The sequence below is a fragment of the Streptomyces sp. NPDC031445 genome, assembly GCF_055581365.1.
Window position 1 is genome coordinate 1,455,773 of record NZ_JBVIJO010000001.1, and the last position, 21,135, is coordinate 1,476,907.

Here is a 21,135-nt window from a genome sequence, read left to right on the forward strand (position 1 = left end):
GATCCGACGACCATGACGTCTTCGACCCCTTCGAACCCCTCCGGCTCCGCGCGGCCCTCCAGGCGCGACCGTGCCGAGGCGCTGCCCGAGGAGCTGCGGGAGGCGCTGCGGCGGCGGCTCGCCGGACGGGCCGGCGGCGCGGCCCCGGCCGCCCGGCAGGGCATCCCGCGCGCCGACCGGGACCGCCCGCTGCCGCTGTCGTTCGCGCAGCAGCGGCTGTGGTTCCTGGACCGGCTGCGCCCCGGCGACGCCCGCTACAACAGCGCCGTCGCCGTCCGCCTCACCGGCGCGCTGGACCACACGGCACTGGGCGGGGCGCTCGCCGCCGTCGTCGCCCGGCACGAGGCCCTGCGCACCACGTTCGAGGAGACCGACGGCCTGCCGGCGCAGCGCGTCCACCCGGCGGGCCCGGTGCCGCTGCCGGTACGCGACGCCGGTGACCTGGACGCGGACCTGCTCGCGGAATACTCCCGCCCCTTCGACCTGCGGCACGGGCCGCTGCTGCGCGCCCTGCTGCTGCGCGAGTCCGCGACCTCGCACGTCGTGCTGCTGACGGCCCATCACATCGTCACGGACGGCTGGTCGATGGGCGTGGTGCTGGACGAGCTGTGCACCGCCTACGACGCCCTCGCGCGCGGCGCCCGGCCGGACCTGCCGCCGGTGCCCGCGCAGTACCCGGACTTCGCGGTGTGGCAGCGCGAACAGCTCTCCGGGCCCCGCCTCGAACGCCATCTCGACCACTGGAGACGGCAGCTGGCGGGAGCGGTGGCACCCGAGCTGCCCCTGGACCGGCCCCGGCGCGGCGAGGAGGCGGGCGCGGGCGCCGTCCACACCTTCACCGTCCCCGCCGCCCTCACCGCGCGGCTGCGCGACCTCGCCGCGGAACAGCACAGCACCCTCCACACCGCCCTGGTCGCCGCCACCCAGGCCCTGCTGGCCCGCTGGTCCGGCCAGGACGACATCACGGTCGGCTCCCTCACCCCCGGCCGGTCCCGCACCGACCTGGAACGGACCGTCGGCTTCTTCGTGAACACCGTCGTCCTGCGCACCCCGGTGGACGCGTCCGGTTCCTTCCGCGACCTGCTCGCCAAGACGGCCGGCACGGTCAACGACGCCTTCGCCCACGGCGACACGCCGTTCGAGCGCATCGTGGAGGCGGTCGGCGCACCCCGCGAGGCGGGCCGCAACCCGCTGTTCGACGTGATGGTCCTGCTGCACCCCGACCCGCCCGCCGCGACCGCCCCGAGCGGCCTCGCCACCACCCCGGTCACCGTGCCCCGGCAGGCGGCCACCTTCGACCTGAGCATCGAGTTCGTGCCCGACGGCGCGGGCCTCGCCGGTCTGCTGGAGTACCGCACCGACCTGTTCGACCCGGCCACGGCCGAGCGGCTCGCCGGGCAGCTGCTGCGCCTGCTGGAGGGCGCGGCCGAGGCACCGGACCGCCCGGTGGGCGTCCTGCCGCTGCTGTCCGAGGACGAGACACGGCGTGTCGTCCACGACTGGAGCACCGGCCCCCGGCACCCCGTGGACGACCTCACCCACCCGGAGATCTTCGAGCGCCGGGCGGCCCGCACCCCCGGCGCCCTCGCCCTCGTCGCGGGCGGCGAACGGCTGGACTACGCCACCCTCAACGCCCGCGCCAACCGGCTCGCCCACCACCTCATCGCGCTCGGCGCCGGCCCCGAACGGCTGGTCGCGCTGCGGCTGCCGCGCACCGCCGACATGATCACCGCGATCCTCGCCGTCTGGAAGTCCGGCGCCGGCTACCTGCCACTGGACCCGGCCCTGCCCGAGGAACGCGTCCGGTACCTGCTGGACGACACCCGCCCGGCCCTGGTCCTGGACGAGGCCGCCCTGCGCGCCGTACCCGCGAGCGCCCCGGACACCGACCCCACCGACGCCGACCGGAGCGCCCCGCTGGACCCCGGGCACCTCGCGTACGTCATCCACACCTCCGGCTCCACCGGCCGCCCCAAGGGCGTCGCCGTGTCCCACCGCTCGGCGGCGCACCTGCTGGCCGCGCACCGGTCCGGGTTCGTCGCCGAAGCGGGCGGCGGCCCGCTGCGGGTCGCGCTCACCGCGTCGTTCTCCTTCGACACCTCCCTCGAAGGCGTGCTGCTGCTGGCCGACGGGCATCCGCTGCACCTGGTCGACGAGACGACCCGGATGGACCCGGCCGCCCTGGTCGCGTACGTCGTCGAGCACCGCGTCGACTTCCTCGACGTCACCCCGTCCTACCTGCGCCAGCTGCTGCCCGCCGGGCTGCTCACCGACCCCCGGCACCGCCCCCGGGTCCTCATGCTCGGCGGCGAGGCGGTCGGGCCCGCGCTCTGGCGTGAACTGGCCGCCCACCCCGACGTGACCGCCCACAACTTCTACGGCCCCACCGAGTGCACGGTCGACGCGCTGTCCTGCCGCATCGACGGCGACCGCCCCCTGGTCGGCCGCCCCCTGCCCGGGGTGCGGGCCTACGTGCTCGACGACCGGCTCCAGCCGGTGCCGCCCGGCGTCGGCGGCGAACTGTACCTCGCGGGCCCCCAGCTGGCCCGGGGCTACACCGGCCGCCCCGGCCTGACCGCCGCCCGCTTCCTCGCCGACCCCTACGGGCCGCCCGGCACCCGCATGTACCGCACCGGCGACCTGGCCCGCTGGACCCCCGACGGCCGCCTGGACTACCTCGGACGCGCCGACGACCAGGTCAAGGTGCGCGGCCACCGCATCGAGCCCGGCGAGATCGAGGCCGCCCTGCTCGCGCTGCCCGGCATCGCCGCCGCCGCGGTCGCCGCCGTACCCGACGCGCACGGCCACACCCGCCTCGCCGCCTACGTCGTCCCCGCGCCCGGCGCGCCCCGGCCCGCCCCCGCCGACCTGCGCGCGGCCCTGCGCCGGGTGCTGCCCGACGCGCTGGTGCCGTCCTCCTTCACCCCGCTGGACGCGCTGCCGCTGACCACCAGCGGCAAACTGGACCGGCGCGCCCTGCCCGAGCCCGAGACCAGCGCCGCGGAACGGGAGTTCGTCGCTCCCCGCACCCCCGCCGAGGAGACCCTGTCCGCCGTCTGGGCCGAGGTGCTCGGCGTGGACCGGGTCGGCGTCACGGACAACTTCTTCGAACTGGGCGGCGACTCCATTCTGAGCATCCAGGCCGTCTCCCGGGCCCGCGCGGCCGGCCTCAGGATCGGCTCACAGGACGTCTTCCGGCACCAGACGGTCGCCGACCTGGCCGCCGCAGCGGCCCGCCGCACCCCCGGCCCGTCCGCGCCCCGGCGCCCGCACGAGGACGGGCCCGCCCCGCTCACCCCGGTCCAGGAGTGGTTCTTCGCCACGCACGGCCCGCTGCGGCACTTCAGCATGTCGATGCTGCTCGACCTGCCCCAGGACCTCCACGAACCGGCACTGCGACGGGCGCTGGACGCCGTGGTGGACGCACACCCCGCCCTGCGCGCCCGCTTCACCCGCACCGGGGACACCTGGCGGCAGCACCCCGGCACCGGCCCGGCCACCGGACTGCTCACCCGCCACGGCCCCGGCACCCCGCCCGCCGAGGCCGCCGACGCCGCCCGCGCCGCCCTGGACCCGGCCACCGGGACCCTGCTGCGCGCGGCCCTGCTCACCGGCGGGGAGCGCCCGCGCCTGTTCCTCACCGCCCACCACCTGGCCGTCGACAGCGTCTCCTGGCGGGTGCTGCTCACCGACCTGGCACAGGCCTACCGGCAGGCCGCGGCCGGGGAGGAACCCCGGCTGGAGCCCGAGCACACCCCGTTCGCCGGCTGGGCGCGCGAGCTGGCCGAGCGGGTGCGGGCCGGTGACCTGGACGACGACCTGCCCCACTGGACGCAGGAGACCGCGCCGCCGCGCACCCCGCTCCCCGTCGACCTCCCCGGCACCCCGCTCGCCGGGTCCGTGCGCACCGTCCGCACCCGGGTGGACCGGGCCACCACCGAGGCGCTGCTGCGGCGGGTGCCGGGCGTCTACCGCACCCAGGTCAACGACGTGCTGCTGAGCGCGCTGGCCCGGGTGCTCGCCGACTGGACGGGCGAGGACCGGGTGAGCGTCGCCCTGGAGGGCCACGGCCGGGAGGAGGAGCTGGCCGAGGGCGCCGACCTGTCGCGCACGGTCGGCTGGTTCACCACCCAGTACCCGGTCACCCTGACCCCGGCGGGTCCGCGGGACTGGGGGGCCACCCTCAAGGCCGTCAAGGAGCGGCTGCGCGCCGTGCCCCGCCGCGGCCTCGGCTACCAGGCCCTGGGCCACCTCGGCTCGCCCCGGCCCGAGGCGAGAGCCCTCGGCGGACTCCCGCTGCCCCAGGTGTGCTTCACCTACCACGGCCAGTGGGAGGCGCCCGCCGGCGGGGACTTCGCACCCGTCGCCGACGTGCCCGGCCGGGACGTCGACCCCGGCGCGCCGCTGGACCACCTCCTGGACGTCTCCGCCCTGGTCGCCGACGGCGAACTGGAGATCACCTGGCACTACAGCGACCAGGTGCACCGGGCCGGCACCGTGCGGCGGCTGGCCGACGGCATGGTGCGGGCGCTCGCCGCCGTCGCCGAGCACTGCGCCCGGCCCGGCGCGGGCGGCCGCACCCCCTCCGACTTCCCGCTGGCCCGGCTGGACCAGGCCGGCGTGGACCGCGTGGCCGGCGACGGCCGGGACGTGGAGGACCTGCTGCCGCTCACCCCGCTCCAGGAGGGCATGCTCTTCCACCGGCTGGTCGGCGGACCGGACGACGTGTACCTCGACCAGGCCGCGCTCCTGCTCGAAGGGGTGAGCGACCCCGACGCCCTCGCCCTGGCCTGGCAGCGCGTGACCGACCGCACCCCCGCGCTGCGCACCTCGGTGGTGTGGGAGGACGTGCCGGTGCCGCTCCAGGTGGTGCACCGCCGCGTCACCGTGCCCGTGGAGCAGGTGGACTGGCGGGAGCTGGAGGCGGGGGAGCGGGCCGAGCGGCTGGACCGGCTGCGCGCCGACGACCTCGCGCGCGGCCTGGACCTCGGCACGGCCCCGCTGATGCGGCTCACCCTGGTCCGGCTGCCCGAAGCCCGGCTGAAGCTGCTGTGGACCTCCCACCATCTGATCCTGGACGGCTGGAGCCTCGCCCAGGTGCTCACCGACGTCTTCGAGGAGTACGCGGCGCTCACCACCGGCACCGGGCACCGGCCCCCGGTACGGCGGCCGTTCGCCGACTACGTGCGCTGGCTGGCCGGCCAGGACACCGAGGCCGCACGCGCGCACTGGCGGACCGTCCTCGCCGGATTCGCCACCCCCACCCCGCTGCCCGCCGACCGCGTCCGCCGCCCGGGCCACGAGACCCGCTCCGCGGGCGTGCACACCGCCGGGCTCTCCCAGGAGGTCTCGGCCCGGCTGGCGCGCACCGCCCGCGCGGCCGGACTCACCCTCGGCACCGTGGTGCAGGGCGCCTGGGCGCTGCTGCTGTCCCGCTACGGCGCCGAGCGGGACGTGCTGTTCGGGACCACCGTCTCCGGACGCCCCGACGACCTGCCCGGCGTCGAGTCGATGGTCGGCATGTTCATCAACACCCTGCCCACCCGCGTCCGCGTGGACGGCGGCCGTACCGCCGCCGCCTGGCTCCGGGAGCTCCAGGAGGCGCAGGCCGAGGCACGGCGGTACGCCGCGGTGTCCCTCGCCGAGCTGACCTCGCTGAGCGACGTACCCGCCGGCAGCCCCCTGTTCGACAGCATGGTGGCCTTCGAGAACTACCCCTTCGACCAGGCCCGTTCGGCCGGCACCGGGATACGCCTGGCGGACGTGTCCGCCCGCGACGCCACCAACTACGCCCTCGTGCTGCGCGCCTACCAGGGCGAGCGGTTCGGCTTCGACCTCGCCTACGACCCCGCTCTGTTCGACGCCGCGACCGTGCGTGCCCTCGCCGGCCGGCTGTGCCTGCTGCTCACCGAGCTGGCCGACGACCCGGACCGGCCCGTGCGCGCGCTCGCCTGGACGACCGCCGAGGAGCGGCGCCGGATGCTGGCCGACTGGAACGGCGCCGAGGAGGGCCGGCCCGCCGACACCCTGGACGCCCTCTTCACCGCCCAGGTTGCCCGCACCCCCCACGCGGAGGCCGTCGCCTGCGGCGACGACCGGCTCGACTACGCCACCCTGGACGAGCGCTCCGGCCGGCTCGCCCACCGGCTCGCCGAACTCGGCGCCGGGCCCGAGACGTTCGTCGCGCTCGCCCTGCCCCGCTGCACCGACCTCGTCGTGGCCGTCCTCGCCGTCCTCAAGACCGGCGCCGCCTACCTGCCCGTGGACCCCGCGCTGCCCGCCGAACGCGTCCGGGACCTGCTCGCCGACGCCGCCCCGGTGGCACTCGTGACCACCGCCGGCACCGCCGTCGACACGGCCGTGCCGGTCCTGCCGCTGGACGACCCCGGCGTCCGCGCCGACCTGGCCCGCCGCCCGGCCGCCGGCCCGGTCCGCCGCGCGCTGCCCGAGAGCCCCGCCTACGCCATCTTCACCTCCGGCTCCACCGGCCGGCCCAAGGGCGTCGTCGTCCCGCACGCCAACGTGGTCCGGCTGTTCACCCGCACCCGGCCCTGGTTCGGCTTCGGACCCGGTGACGTGTGGACCCTGTTCCACTCCTACGCCTTCGACTTCTCGGTGTGGGAGCTGTGGGGCCCGCTGCTGCACGGCGGCCGGCTCGTCATCGTCCCCGAGGACACCGCCCGCTCCCCGGAGGACTTCCTGCGCCTGCTCGCCGACGAGCGGGTCACCGTCCTCAACCAGACCCCCTCCGCCTTCTACCCGCTGATCCGCGCCGACGCCGAACTGCCGGACGTCAGCGCCCGGCTGGCGCTGCGCACGGTGGTCTTCGGCGGCGAGGCCCTGGACGTGGCCCGGCTCGGCGACTGGTACGCCCGCCACCCGGACACCGCGCCCCGCCTGGTGAACATGTACGGCATCACGGAGACGACCGTGCACGTCACCTACGCCGCGCTGGACCGCCGGGCGGCCCACGCCGGCACCGCGAGCCCCATCGGTACCGGCATCCCCGACCTGCGGCTGTACGTCCTGGACGACGCGCTGCGGCCGGTGCCGCCCGGCGCCGTCGGCGAGCTGTTCGTCGCCGGCGAGGGCCTGGCCCGCGGCTACCTCAACCGGCCCGGCCTCACCGCGGCCCGTTTCCCCGCCGACCCGTTCGGCCGGCCCGGCACCCGCATGTACCGCACCGGAGACCGGGCCCGCTGGCGGGCCGACGGCACCCTGGAGTACCTGGGCCGCGCCGACCAGCAGGTGAAGATCCGCGGCTACCGCATCGAGCCCGGCGAGATCGAGGCCGCACTGCACCGCCACCCGGGCGTGGGCGCGGCCGCCGTCGGCGTGTACGAGGACTCCGCCGGCACCCGCCGGCTGGTCGCCCACGTCGTCGGCACCGGCAGCGGCGACCGCGCCCTGCCGCCGCCGCCCGCCGCCGGACTCCGCGCGCACCTGGAGGGGTTGCTGCCCGCGCACATGGTGCCGGCCGCGTACGTGCCGATGGCCGCGCTGCCGCTCACCGCCAACGGCAAGCTCGACCGGCGCGCCCTGCCCGCGCCCGGCCCCGACGGCTTCGCCGCCGACGGCGCCCGGACCCCGCCGCGCACCCCGGCCGAGTGGCTGGTCGCCGCCGCGTGGGCGGACGTCCTGGACGCCGGGGAGGTCGGCGCCGACGACGACTTCTTCGCCCTCGGCGGCGACTCCATCCTCGCCGTCCGCGTCACCTCCCGGCTGCGCGCCGCCTTCGGCACGGACGTCTCGCCCCGGCTGCTGTTCACCCACCCCACGCTGTCCGCGCTCGCGGCGGCGCTGGGCGAGCCCCGGGAGGGGAACACCGACGACGGCATCCCGGCCACCGATCCGGACACCCCGGCCCCCCTGTCGTACGCCCAGCAACGCCTGTGGTTCCTCGACCGGTTCGAGCCGGACAGCACCGAGTACACGACCCTGTCCGTGCTGCGGCTGCGCGGCCCGCTCGACACCCCGGCGCTGCGCACCGCCCTGGACGGCCTGGTCGCCCGGCACGAGTCCCTGCGCACCACGTTCACCGAACGGGACGGCCGGGCCCGGCAGTCGGTCCACCCCGCGCACCCCGTGGACCTGCGGGTCGACGACCTCGCGGAGACCGCCGGCGCGGACGCCGGACCGCGAAGCGCCCTGGACGCCCTACTGGAGCGCGAGGCCGCCACTCCCTTCGACCTGGCCACCGGGCCGCTGTTCCGCATCCGCCTGGTCCGGTGTGCCGCCGACGAGCACGTCCTCGTCCTCGCCCTGCACCACATCGTCACGGACGGCTGGTCCGCCGGTGTACTCGCCCGTGACCTGGGCGAACTGTACGCGGCGGCCCTGGAGGACCGCCGTGCCGACCTGCCCGACCTGCCGGTCCGCTACGCCGACTACGCCTCCTGGCAGCGCGCCCGCGCCGAACGGGCCGAAGCCGAACTGGACTACTGGCGCACCGCGCTGGACGGCGTCACCCCGCTGGAGCTGCCCACCGACCGGCCGCGCCCGGCCGTCCGCACCCGCGACGGCGCCCTGGTGACCTTCACCCTGCCCGCCGCGCTCACCGAGCGGTTGCGCGAGCGGGGCCGGGAGGCCGACGCCACCCTCTACATGACACTCGTGGCCGCCTGCCAAATCCTGCTCGCCCGCTGGGCCGGCCAGGAGGACGTCACCGTCGGCACGGTCACCGCCGGCCGGGAACGGCCCGAACTGCACGACGTGGTCGGCATGTTCGTCAACACGCTGGTGCTGCGCGCCCGGGTACGCCCCGACCTGCCCTTCCGGGAGCTGCTGGCCGAGGTGCGCGACACCGTCCTGGAGGCGTTCGCCCACCAGGAGGTGCCGTTCGAGCGCGTGGTCGACGCCGTCCAGCCCGAGCGGGACACCAGCCGCACCCCGCTGTTCCAGGTCATGGTCGCCCTGCACAACCTCGGCGCCGCACCGCCCCGGCTGGCCGGCCTCGCGGTGGAGCCGGTCACCCCGCCGGTCCGCAACGCCACCTTCGACCTCGCCTTTGACTTCACAGAGACCGACGGCGGACTCACCGGCTACCTGGAGTACAACACCCAGCTCTTCGACGCCGGCACCGCCGAACGCCTGGCCGCCCGGCTGCGCGTCCTGCTGGAGGCCGCCGCCGGCGACCCGGAGCGGGCCGTGGGCCGGCTGCCGCTGATGACCGACGGCGAACGGCGCCAGGTCCTGCGGTACGGGCAGGGCGCCCGGCTGCCCGAGCCGGACACCACCTTCCCCGCCCTGTTCGAGGAGCGGGCCGCCCGCGGCCCGCACCACACCGCGCTGGTCGCCCGCGACACCACCCTGGACTTCGCCGCGCTGAACGAGCGCGCCAACCGGCTGGCCCACCACCTGATCGCCCGGGGCGCCGGCCCCGAGGACGTGGTCGCCGTACGGCTGCCGCGCACCTCCGGCCTGGTGGTGGCGGTGCTCGCGGTCCTCAAGGCGGGCGCGACCCTGCTCTGCCTGGACCCCGGACTCCCCCAGGAGCGGATGGACCTCCTGCTCGCCGACGCCCGGCCGCACACCCTGCTGACCGGCCTCGACGAGGTGCCCTGGGACCGGCTCCCCGCCCACGACCCGGCCGACGCCGACCGCGTCCGGCCGCTGCGGCCCGGGCACACCGCCTACATCGTCTACACCTCCGGCTCCACCGGCCGCCCCAAGGGCGTCGCCGTCGAGCACCGGCAGCTCGTCAACCTGTGCCACGACCACCGGGCGGGCCTGCTAGCCCCGCACACCCACGGCGGGCGGCGGCTGCGGGCCGCGCTCAGCGCCTCCTTCTCCTTCGACACCTCCTGGGAAGGTCCGCTGCTCCTCGCCCTCGGCCACGAGGTCCACCTCATCGACGAGGACGCACGCATGGACTCGCAGGCGTTCTGCGCCCAGGTCGCCGCGCAGCGCCTGGACCTGGTGAACGTCACCCCGTCCTTCCTGCGCGAACTGACCGCCGCCGGCCTGCTCGCCCCCGGCCGCCACCACCCCCGCCTGCTGCTCGTCGGCGGCGAGGCCGTCACCCCGGCCGACTGGCGCGCGCTCGTCCGGGCCGAGGAGCGGTCGGACGTGACCGTGTACAACATGTACGGCCCCACCGAGTGCACCGTCGACGCCGTCTACGGCCGCTTCGCCGACCGGCCCGACCGCCCGGTCATCGGCCGCCCCGGCGGCAACCTGCGCGCCTACGTCCTCGACGGCGCCCTGCGGCCGGTGCCGCCCGGCGTGCCCGGCGAGCTGTACCTGGCCGGCGCCCAGGTGGCCCGCGGCTATCTCAACCGGCCCGGGCTCACCGCCGGCCGCTTCCTCGCCGACCCGTTCGGGGCGCCGGGGGAGCGGATGTACCGCACCGGGGACCGGGTCCGCTGGGACCGGGACGGGCTGCTGGAGTTCCTGGGCCGGGTCGACGAACAGGTCAAGATCCGCGGGTTCCGCATCGAGCCCGGCGAGGTGGAGGCCGCCCTCCTGGCCCACCCGGACGTCGCCGACGCCGCCGTCGCCGTGCGCGACCACGCCGGCCGCCCCATGCTGGTCGGCTATGTGGTGCCCTCCGCCGGCCGGGCGCCGTCCGCCGACGACCTGCGCCTCGCCCTGCGCCGTACCCTGCCCGGCCACATGGTGCCCGCCGCGTTCGTCCCGCTGGCCCGCATCCCCCGCACCACCAGCGGCAAGACCGACCGGCGCGCCCTGCCCGCGCCGCCCGCGCAGCCCGACAGCACCACCCCGTACGTGGCCCCCCGGCCCGGCACGGAGGAGCGGCTCGCCGCGATCTGGGCCCAGGTGCTCGGCGTCGAGCGGGTCGGCGCGCGCGACAACTTCTTCGCGCTCGGCGGCGACTCCATCCTCAGCATCCAGATCGTCTCCCGCGCCCGGCAGGCCGGACTCGCCCTCACCACCAAGGACGTCTTCCGCCACCAGACGGTCGCCGAACTCGCCCTTCGCGTACGGGAGTCGGCGCCGAGTCCGGTCGCCGCCGAGGAGACCGGCGAGGCGCCGCTGACCCCGATCCAGCACTGGTACCTCGATGGCCGCGCCCCCGGGCAGCGGCTCCGGTTCACCATGACCCAGCGCCTGGAACTCGCCGCCGGCACGGACGGGCCGGCGCTGCGCACCGCCGCCGACGCCCTCGTCCACCACCACGCCGCCCTGCGCACCCGCTTCCGCCGCACCGCCGACGGCTGGCGCCAGGAGGTGCTGCCCGAGGCCCCGGACGGCGTCTTCACCCGGCACGACGCCACCGGACTGGACGGCCCGGCACTGGAGAGCGAGGTCCAGCGGCTCACGGAGGAGGCCCAGGCCGCGCTCGACCCCGTCGAGGGCCGGGTCGTCCGCGTCCTCTTCTTCGACCGGGGCCCGCGGCGGGCGGGCCAACTCGTGATCACCGCCCACCACCTGGTGATCGACGGCGTGTCCTGGCGCATCCTGCTCGCCGACCTGGAGGCCGCCCACGCGGCGGCCGCGGCCGGCCGGCCCCGCGAACTGCCCGCCACGGGCACCTCCTACGGCACCTGGGCCGCCCGGCTCGACCGGCACACCCGCTCCGGCGCCCTGGACGCGGACCTGCCGTACTGGACGCGCACCGCCGCGGCCCCGGCCGAGCTGCCCGCCGGACGGCCCGGCCCCAACACCCACCGCACCGCCGCCACCCTCACCGTCGCGCTGGACGCGGAGACGACCGACGCCCTGCTGCGCCAGGTCCCTGAGGTCTACCGCACCCAGGTCAACGACGTCCTGCTCAGCGCCCTCGGCCGCACCCTGGCCCGCTGGTGCGGGCGCGACACCGTCCTGCTCGGCGTGGAGGGACACGGCCGGGAGGACCTGTTCGCGGACGTCGACCTGGCGCGGACCGTCGGCTGGTTCACCGCCGAGTTCCCGCTCGCCCTGCGCGTCGGCCCGGACGCCGGCTGGCACGACACCCTCCGCTCGGTCAAGGAGCAGCTGCGCGCGGTACCGCTGCGCGGCCTGAGCCACGGCGCCCTGCGCCATCTCCTGCCCGGCAGCCCCCTCACCGGCGCCCCGACATCCCGGGTCGGCTTCAACTACCACGGCCAGTGGGACGCGGACGGCACCGGCGGGCTGCTGCGCGGCTCCCTGCCCCCGGCCGGCCGGGACACCGACCCCGACGAACCCCGCCCCTACCTGCTGGACGTCACCGGAGTGGTCCAGCGGGGCCGCCTCGAACTCGGCTGGACCTACCCGGCGGCCGTCTACGACGAGGCCACCGTCCGCCGGCTCGCCGACGAGACCCTCGCGGCCCTCCGGGACATCGTGGCGCACTGCGCCCGGCCCGGAAGCGGCGGCCGAACGCCCTCCGACTTCCCGCTCGCCGGCCTCGGCCAGGACCAGCTGGACCGGCTGGTCGGCACCGGCCGGCACGCCGAGGACGTCCTGCCCCTCACCCCGCTCCAGTCCGGCATGCTCTTCCACGGCCTCGTGGACACCGAGCACGCCTACTTCGACCGCACGGCCGTACGCCTGTCCGGCGTGACCGACCCGCGCGCGTTCGCCGCCGCCTGGCAGCAGGTCGCCGACCGCACCCCGGTGCTGCGCAGCAGCGTGCACTGGCAGGGCCTGCCCCACCCGGTCCAGGTGGTCCACCGGCACGCCGAGCTGCCCGTCACCCACCTCGACTGGCGGGCGCTGACCCCCGAGCGGCGCGCCGAGGCCACCGAGCGGCTGCTCGCCGAGGACCGCGCGGCCGGCATGGACCTCACCACCGCGCCGCTGACCCGCCTCACCCTGGCCGCCCTGCCCGGCGACGAGGTGCTGCTGCTCTGGTCGACGCACCACATCGTGCTGGACGGCTGGAGCACCGGGCAGCTCCTCACCGAGGTGTGCGAACGCTACGCCGCCCTCACCGGCGGCCCCGACCCGGCGCCCCCGGTACGGCGGCCCTTCGCGGACTTCCTGCACTGGCTGCGCGACCAGGACGAGCAGGCCGCCGAGCGGTACTGGGCCGACGCCCTGGCCGGGTTCACCGCCCGCACCCCGCTGCCGTACGACCGCACGCCCGCCGAGGCCCACCGCGCCCGCTCCGCCGCCGCCGTCCACCACGAACTGGACGCGCGGGTCTCGCAGCGGCTGCGGGAGGGCGCCGCCCGCGCCGGACTCACCGTCAACACCGTCGTCGAGGGCGCCTGGGCGCTGCTGCTGGCCCGCTCCAGCGGCCGGGACGACGTGGTGTTCGGCACCACGGTGTCCGGCCGCCCGGCCGAACTGCCCGGCGTCGAAGGCATGATCGGCATGTTCATCAACACCGTGCCGGCCCGTGTCCGCGTCCCCGCCGGGCCCGTGCTGCCGTGGCTGCGCGGGCTCCAGGACCGGCAGAGCGACGCCCGCCGCTTCGACTTCCTCGCCCTGCCCCGCATCCAGGGCGTCAGCGAAGTCCCGCCCGGCGAACCGCTGTTCGACAGCATGGTGGTGTTCGAGAACTACCCCGTGGACGAGTCGGCCACGGCCCGCACCGGCGTCCGTGTCGAGGAGGTGCGCGCCGACGACGCCACCACCTTCCCCTGGTGCCTCCGCGCCCACCTGGCCGAACGGCTCGCCTTCGACCTGGCCTACGACTCCGCCCTGTTCGACCCCGCGACCGCCGAGCGTGCCGCCGGCCGGCTGGCGGCCCTGCTCACCGACCTCGCCGAAGGGTTCGACACCGACCTGGCCGCCCTGGACCTCCTCACCCCGGCCGACCGCGACCTGCTGGCCGCCTGGAACACCACCGCCCGCCGGGCCGCCCCGCGCAGCCCGGTGGACCTGTTCGCCGAGCAGGCCCGCCGCACCCCGGACGCGGTCGCGGTCCGCGACGGCGCGCGTGAGCTGACGTACCGCCACCTGGCGGACTGGGCGGCCTCGCTGGCGGCCCGGCTGGTGGGCGGCGGGCTGGCGGCCGAGGACCGGGTGGCGCTGCTGATGGACCGCTCCGCCGAACTCGTCGTCGCCCAGCTCGCCGTGCTCATGGCCGGCGGCGCCTACGTCCCCGTCGACACCCGGGCGCCCGAGGAGCGCCGCCGCACTCTGCTCGCCCAGGCGGGCGCGACCGTCCGGCTCACCCCGGACGAGGTGACCGCCGCCCGCAGCGGCGCCGGCACGGAGCCGCAGCGGATACCGGCCGCCGACCCCGACCGGCTGGCGTACGTGATGTTCACCTCCGGCTCCACCGGCCGGCCCAAGGCGGTCGCCGTACGGCACCGGGACGTGGCGGCACTGGCCACCGACAGCCGCTTCGCCGGCGGCGCGTGCGCGCGGGTGCTGCTGCACTCGCCGGTGGCGTTCGACGCCGCCACCTTCGAGGTGTGGGCGCCGCTGCTGAACGGCGGCCGCGTCGTCGTGGCCCCGGCCGGCGGCGTGGACGCGGCCCTGGTGCGCCGGCTGGCCGGCGACGGCGAGCTGACGGCCCTGTGGCTGACCGCCGGACTGTTCCGGCTGCTCGCGCAGGACGCCCCCGACTGCTTCCGGGGCCTGAGGCAGGTGTGGACCGGCGGTGACGTCGTCCCCGCCCCGGCCGTGCGCCGGGTGCTGGCCGCGTGCCCCGGCCTGACCGTCGTCGACGGCTACGGTCCCACCGAGACCACCACCTTCGCGACCTCCTGCGCCCTCACCGACCCGGCGGCCGTGCCCGGCACCGTCCCCATCGGCCGGCCGCTGGACGACATGCGGGTGCACGTCCTCGACGCCCGGCTGCGGCCCGTACCGCCGGGCTGCCCCGGCGAGCTGTACGTGGCGGGCGAGGGCGTCGCCCGCGGCTACCTGGACCGCCCCGGCGACACCGCGGCCCGCTTCCTCGCCGACCCCTGCGGCCCGCCCGGCGCCCGGATGTACCGCACCGGCGACCTGGCCCGGCGACGGCCGGACGGCACCGTCGAGTTCCTGGGCCGCGCCGACGACCAGGTGAAGATCCGGGGCTTCCGGGTGGAGCCCGGCGAGGTCGAGGCCGCCCTCGCCGCCCACCCGGGCGTCGTGGACGTGGCCGTGCTGGCCCGCGAGGACCGGCCCGGCGCCAGGCGGCTCGTGGCCTACGTCGTCGGACCGGCCGGACAGGACGCCGAGGAGCTCAGGGAGTTCGCCGCCCGCACCCTGCCCGACTACCTCGTCCCCGGTTCCGTCGTCCCGCTCGCCGCCCTCCCGCTCAGCCGCAACGGCAAGGTCGACCGCGCGGCGCTGCCCGCACCCGAGGCCCTGCCGGGCCGCACCCGGGTCGAGCCCCGCACCGAGGCCGAGCGCCGCACGGCGGCCGTCTTCGGCGAGGTGCTCGGCAGCGAACCGCCCGGTGTGGAGGACGACTTCTTCCAGCTCGGCGGCGACTCCATCCTCAGCATCCGGCTCGCCTCCCGGCTCGCCGAGACCTTCGACACCGACGTCACCCCGCGCGCGGTGTTCACCCACCCCACCCCGGCGGGACTGGCCCGGCTGCTCGACGCCCGGCGGGGCACCGGCCGGTCGGCGATCGCCCCGGCCGGCCGGGACGGGGCCGCGCCGATGTCGTACGCCCAGCAACGCCTGTGGTTCCTCGAGGAGTTCGCACCCGGCGGCGCCGAGTACGTGACCGCGCTCGCCCTCCGGCTGCGCGGCGATTTGCACACCGGTGCCCTCCGCGCGGCCCTGACCGCCCTGGCGGCCCGGCACGAGTCGCTGCGCACCACCTTCGACAGCGTCGACGGGCACGGCGTCCAGCGCGTCCACCCGCCCCACGAGGTGCCGCTGCCCGTGCGCGACCTGTCACGGACCGCCGACCCCGAGTCCGCCCTGCGCGGGCTGCTCGCCGAGGAACGCTCCCGCCCCTTCGACCTGCGGCAGGGCCCGCTGCTGCGCACCGGCCTGATCCGGCTCGCCGAGAACGACCACGTGTTCACGCTCACCCTGCACCACATCGTCACCGACGGCTGGTCCACCTCCGTCCTGCTCGGCGACCTCGCCCACCTCTACCGCGCACGACTCGGCGCCGAACAGGGCGAACTGCCGGCACTGCCGGTGCAGTACGCCGACTACGCGCGCTGGCAGCGCGGCACCGGGGACACCGGCGCCGACGAGCACCTCGCCTACTGGAAGGAGCAGCTGGCGGACGCCCAGCCGCTGGAGCTGCCCACCGACCGGCCCCGGCCGCCGGTGCGCACCAGCGCCGGCGCGACCACCCGGCTGGTGGTGCCCGCCCGGACCGTCCGGCGGCTGACCCGGCTCGCCCGCGACCACGGCACCACCCTGTTCACCGCGCTCGTCGCCGCCGCCCAGGCCCACCTCGCCCGGCTCTCCGGCACCGAGGACATCACCGTGGGCACCGTCGCCTCCGGCCGCGAGCGGCCCGAGACGCAAGGTCTCGTCGGGTTCTTCGTCAACACCCTGGTGCTGCGCTCCCGGGCCGGGGCGCGGGAGCCGTTCACCGGGTTCCTCACCGCCGTACGGCAGACCGTCCTCGACGCCTTCGCCCACCAGGACGTGCCGTTCGAACGGGTCGTGGACGCGGTGGACCCGGTCCGCGACACCAGCCGCAGTCCCCTCTTCCAGGTCATGGTCGTCCTGCAGAACACCCCGTCCGCCGGTCTCGACCTGCCCGGCCTGGACGTCACCGACGTCGAACCGGAGTCGGAGCAGGCCGCGTTCGACCTCACCTGGGAGTTCGCCGAGGCCGGCGACGGAGCCCTGCACGGCCTGCTCACCTACAACACCGACCTGTTCGACCCGGCCACCGCCGACCGGATGGCCGGACAGCTCGGCACCCTGCTGCACGCCGTCGCCGAGGACCCCGGCCGTCCGCTCGGCGCCCTGCCACTGGCCTCGGGCGACGAGCTGAAGACCCTGCTGGACCAGGGCCGCGGCACCTTCCGCCCGGTGCCCGAGACGACCCTGCCCGCCCTGTTCGAGCGGCAGGCGGCCCGTACCCCGGACGCGGTCGCGCTGCTCGACGGCGACCGGGAGCTGACCTACGCGGAGGTGGACCGGGCGGCCAACCGGCTGGCCCACCGGCTCGTCCGGGACGGCGTCGGACCGGAGCGCGTGGTCGCCCTGGGCCTGCCCCGCTCGGCGGCGACGGTCGTGGCCCAGCTCGCCGTCGCCAAGGCCGGGGGCGCCTTCCTGCCCGTCGACCCCGACTACCCGCCGCAGCGCCGGGAGTTCATGATCCGGGACGCGGGCGCCCACCTGGTCCTCGCCGACCCGGCCCAGGTGTGGGCCGCCGACGGACCGGACACCGCACCCGCGGACACCGACCGCACCGCGCCCCTCAGCCCCGCACACCCCGCCTACGTCATCTACACCTCCGGCTCCACCGGCACCCCCAAGGGCGTGGTGGTCACCCACTGGGGCCTCGCCTCGTTCGCCGCGGCGGCCGCCGAGCAGTACGCGGCGGGCCCCGGCGACCGGGTCCTGCAGTTCGCCTCGCCCAGCTTCGACGCCTCCGTGCTGGAGCTGTGCGTCTCCCTGCTCAGCGGCGCCGCGCTGGTCACCGGCGAGGAGGGACCGCTGGTCGGGGAGCGGCTGGCGGAGGTGCTCGCCGAGCGCCGCGTCAGCCACGCCCTGATCCCCCCGGCGGCGCTGGCCACCGTCCCGGCGGAGACCGCCGCCGCCCTGCCCCGCCTGCGCACGCTCATCGTGGGCGCCGAGGCCTGCCCGGCCGACCTGGTCGACACCTGGGCCCCCGGCCGGCGGATGATCAACTCCTACGGGCCGACGGAGGCCACCGTCGTCGCCACCTGGACCGGCCCGCTCACGCCCGGCACCGGCGCCCCGTCCATCGGGCGCCCCGCCGGCGGCATCCGCGTCCGCGTGCTCGACGCCGCCCTGCGTCCCGTACCGCCCGGCGTGACCGGCGAGCTGTACCTCGCCGGGCCCGGGCTCGCCCGCGGCTACCTGGGCCGGCCGGGACTCACCGCCCAGCGGTTCGCCCCCGACCCCTTCGGCGCGCCGGGGGAGCGGATGTACCGCACCGGGGACCTGGTCCGCTGGACCGCCGACGGCCGGCTCCGGTTCGCCGGACGCGCCGACGACCAGGTCAAGCTGCGCGGCTTCCGCATCGAGCCCGGCGAGATCGAGAGCGCGCTGCGGCGCAGCCCGCTGGTGCGCGACGCGGTCGTGGTCGTACGCGCGGGGGAGACACCGGACGCGCCGTCCCGGCTGGTCGCCTACGTGGTTCCGGCGGAGGGGAGCGCGCTGGACGCGCCGGCCACCGGACCGGCCGAGGGCGAGCCGCCGCTGCCCGTGGGGGAGTTGCGGCTGCACCTCGCCGGGCTGCTGCCCCCGCACATGGTGCCGTCCGTCTTCGTGCCGCTGGACCGGCTGCCGCTCACCCCGAACGGCAAGACGGACCGGCGGGCCCTGCCCGCACCCGGGCCCGCGCGGCACGCGGACGGCCCGAGGACCGCGCCGCGCACCGACACCGAACGCCGGATCGCCCGCATCTGGGCCGACGTGCTGGGCATCGACGAGGTCGGCGCCGACGACAACTTCTTCGCGCTCGGCGGCGACTCCATCCTGAGCATGCAGGTCGTCTCCCGCCTGCGCCGCGACGGCCTGCACGTGGCCACACGCGACCTGTTCACGCACCAGACCGTGGCCGCACTGGCCACCGTGGTCCGCGCCGCACCCCGGCGCTCGGGGGACGGCCCCGTCACCGGCGAGGTGCCGCTCACCCCGATCCAGGAGTGGTTCCTGACCACCCCGCGCGCCGCACACCACCACTTCAACCAGTCCGCCCTGCTGGAACTCGACGGCGCCCCCGACCCGCGGGCGCTGGGCACCGCCCTGGACGCACTGCTGGAGCACCACGACGCGCTGCGCATGAGGTTCACCCGGGACGCCGACGGCTGGCACCAGTTCAACCCGCCGCCCGCCGCCGGCCCCGGCATCCTCGTCCGCCACGACCTGACCGGGCTGTCCGCCGAGGAGGCCGACGCCGCCATGGCCAAGGCCGCCGACGAACTGCACGCCGGCTTCGACCTGGCCCGCGGCCCGCACCTGCGCGCGGCCCTGTTCACCGGGGAACCCGACCGGCCCGTGTTCCTCCTGCTCGTCGCCCACCACCTGGTCGTGGACGCCGTCTCCTGGCGCATCCTGCGCGACGACCTGGAAACCGCCTACCAGCAGGCCCTCAAGGGCGGACCGGTGACACTGGGGGAGCGCGGCACCAGCTTCCGCGCGTGGTCGCGGGGACTCGCCGCGTACGTCGCCGAAGGCGGCCTCGACCACGAACTGCCGTACTGGGAAAAGGCGGTGGACACCGAGCCCGCGCCACCCGCACCGCCCGCCACCGCACCGGCCGCCACCGTGAGCGTGGAACTCGGCGAGGAGGACACCACGGCCCTGCTGCGCTCGGCACCCACCGCCTACCGCACCCGGGTCAACGACGTGCTGCTCACCGCGCTCACCCTGGCGCTGGCCCGCTGGACCGGACGCGACCGGGTCCGCCTGGACCTGGAGGGCCACGGCCGCGAGGACCTGCTGGACGGCGTCGACCTGTCCCGCACCGTCGGCTGGTTCACCACCGTGTACCCGGTCGCCGTCCAGGTGCCCGACCCCGGCGACCTCGGCCCCGACCGCGACTGGCGGTTGCTGGTGAAGTCGGTGCGCCGCCAACTGCGCGCCGTACCCGGCAACGGCATCGGCTTCGGCGCGCTGCGCACCTTCGGTCCGCCCGAGGTCCGCGAACGCCTCGGCGCCAGTGCGCACAGCCAGGTGGTGTTCAACTACCTCGGGCAGTGGGACGCCCGCCCCGAGACCGTGTCGGGCGGCCTGGTCCGCGCCGAGCACGGCTCCCTCGGGCAGGACCACGACCCCCGGGACCCCGGCTCGCACCTGCTGGAGGTGGTGGGCGCGGTGCAGCACGGCCGGCTCGCCTTCACCTGGCACCACCGGCCCGGCGTCCACGACACCGCGACCGTGCGCCGGGTGGCCGAGGAGTTCGCCGAGGCCCTGCGGCACCTCGCCCGGCACGCCAGAGGAGGCCGGTGACGCACGTCCGGCCCCGCGAGGCCCCGCACCGGCGCACCACCCCCCGGTACGGGCCGCGCGCACCCCGCGCCCCGACCGCCCGCCCCCGCACCGCCACGGCACACCCCGAACCGATCCCCGAGGAGACCGACATGGACGAGAACACCCGCTACCAGGTGCTGCGCAACGACGAGGAGCAGTACTCCCTCTGGCCCGCCGACATCGAGGTGCCCGCCGGCTGGGAGCCCGTCGGCAAGGAGGGCACCGAGGCCGAGTGCTCCGCGTACGTCGACGAGGTCTGGACCGACATGCGGCCCAAGAGCCTGCGCGAGCGCATGGAGAACGCCGGCGCCTGACGCCGCGCGTCCACCACGACCGACACGCCGGGCCGCCCCCCCCACGGGGCGGCCCGGCACCTCCCCCCACTCCTCCCCCCCCCACGCGTCGCCGGTCGCCCGGCACCCGCCGCACCGCATCACTTCCGAGGAGTCCGTCATGACGTCCGTGACCCCCGTCCTGCACACCGAACGCCTGGAGTTCCTCCCCTACCGGCCCGAACACGAGGACGCCTTCGTCGCCCTGCTGCGCGACGAGGAAGTGTGCCGCTGGATGGGCCAGGAACGCGTGCCCGAACAGCAGATCCGCGAGCTGTTCCGCGCCATCCTCACCGACGTCTACCCCCAGCGCCGCTTCGACGTGTGGGGCCTGTGGCACGCGGGCGTCTACGTCGGCCACGCCGAGGTGAAGCCGACCGGCAACGTCGACGGCCACGAACTCGTCACCGCGCTCGCCCCCGGGCACTGGGGGCGCGGGCTGGGCGGCGAGGCGGTCCGCGGGCTGCTCCGCCACGCCGCCGACAACCTCGGACTCACCGAGGCGTACGGCATGGTCGGCGCCGACAACACCGCCAGCCTGGCCATGTGCCGCCGCCTGGGCTTCCGCCACGTCCGCGACGTCGTGGGGAACGACGGCACGGTGACCAAGCTGGTGGTCATCTCCACCAAGGAGCCGGGGGAGCCGGCATCCGCCGAGGGCGCGGGCGCGGTGACCGCCGTCGAGGATCCCGTGTGAGCCCCGGCGCCACCTGACGCGCCGACGCCGCTTTCGACGGACCGCCGCCGGGAGGCCCCCCGCGTGGTGGTCCGCCGCCGGCGGCCGGTCCACGGGGCGTGCCCCCGCTCCCGATCGCCTCCGCCCGTCGGCGGTCACCCTGCGCCAGGG

At 76.6% G+C, this 21,135-nt stretch carries 3 protein-coding genes; all 3 read left to right on the top strand.

Annotation, left to right across the window (positions count from 1 at the left end; all coding sequences use genetic code 11):
• The first annotated feature begins 12 nt into the window (after positions 1-12).
• The 3 genes from ACZ5DC_RS06150 to ACZ5DC_RS06160 all read left to right on the top strand — a co-directional run bounded on the left by ACZ5DC_RS06150 (position 13) and on the right by ACZ5DC_RS06160 (position 20,985).
• Complete coding sequence (locus tag ACZ5DC_RS06150; RefSeq protein ID WP_468649835.1) at positions 13-19,935, top strand: non-ribosomal peptide synthase/polyketide synthase; 19,923 nt, start codon at positions 13-15, stop codon at positions 19,933-19,935.
• Positions 19,932-20,270: an MbtH family protein gene (locus ACZ5DC_RS06155; protein ID WP_468649837.1), complete on the top strand. Its 339-nt coding sequence runs from the start codon at positions 19,932-19,934 to the stop codon at positions 20,268-20,270. The genes ACZ5DC_RS06150 and ACZ5DC_RS06155 overlap by 4 nt, the downstream gene beginning before the upstream one ends.
• A gap of 139 nt (positions 20,271-20,409) precedes the next feature.
• A complete protein-coding gene (locus ACZ5DC_RS06160; protein ID WP_468649839.1) occupies positions 20,410-20,985 on the top strand; it encodes a GNAT family N-acetyltransferase in 576 nt (191 codons plus the stop codon).
• The last annotated feature ends 150 nt before the right edge of the window (positions 20,986-21,135 follow it).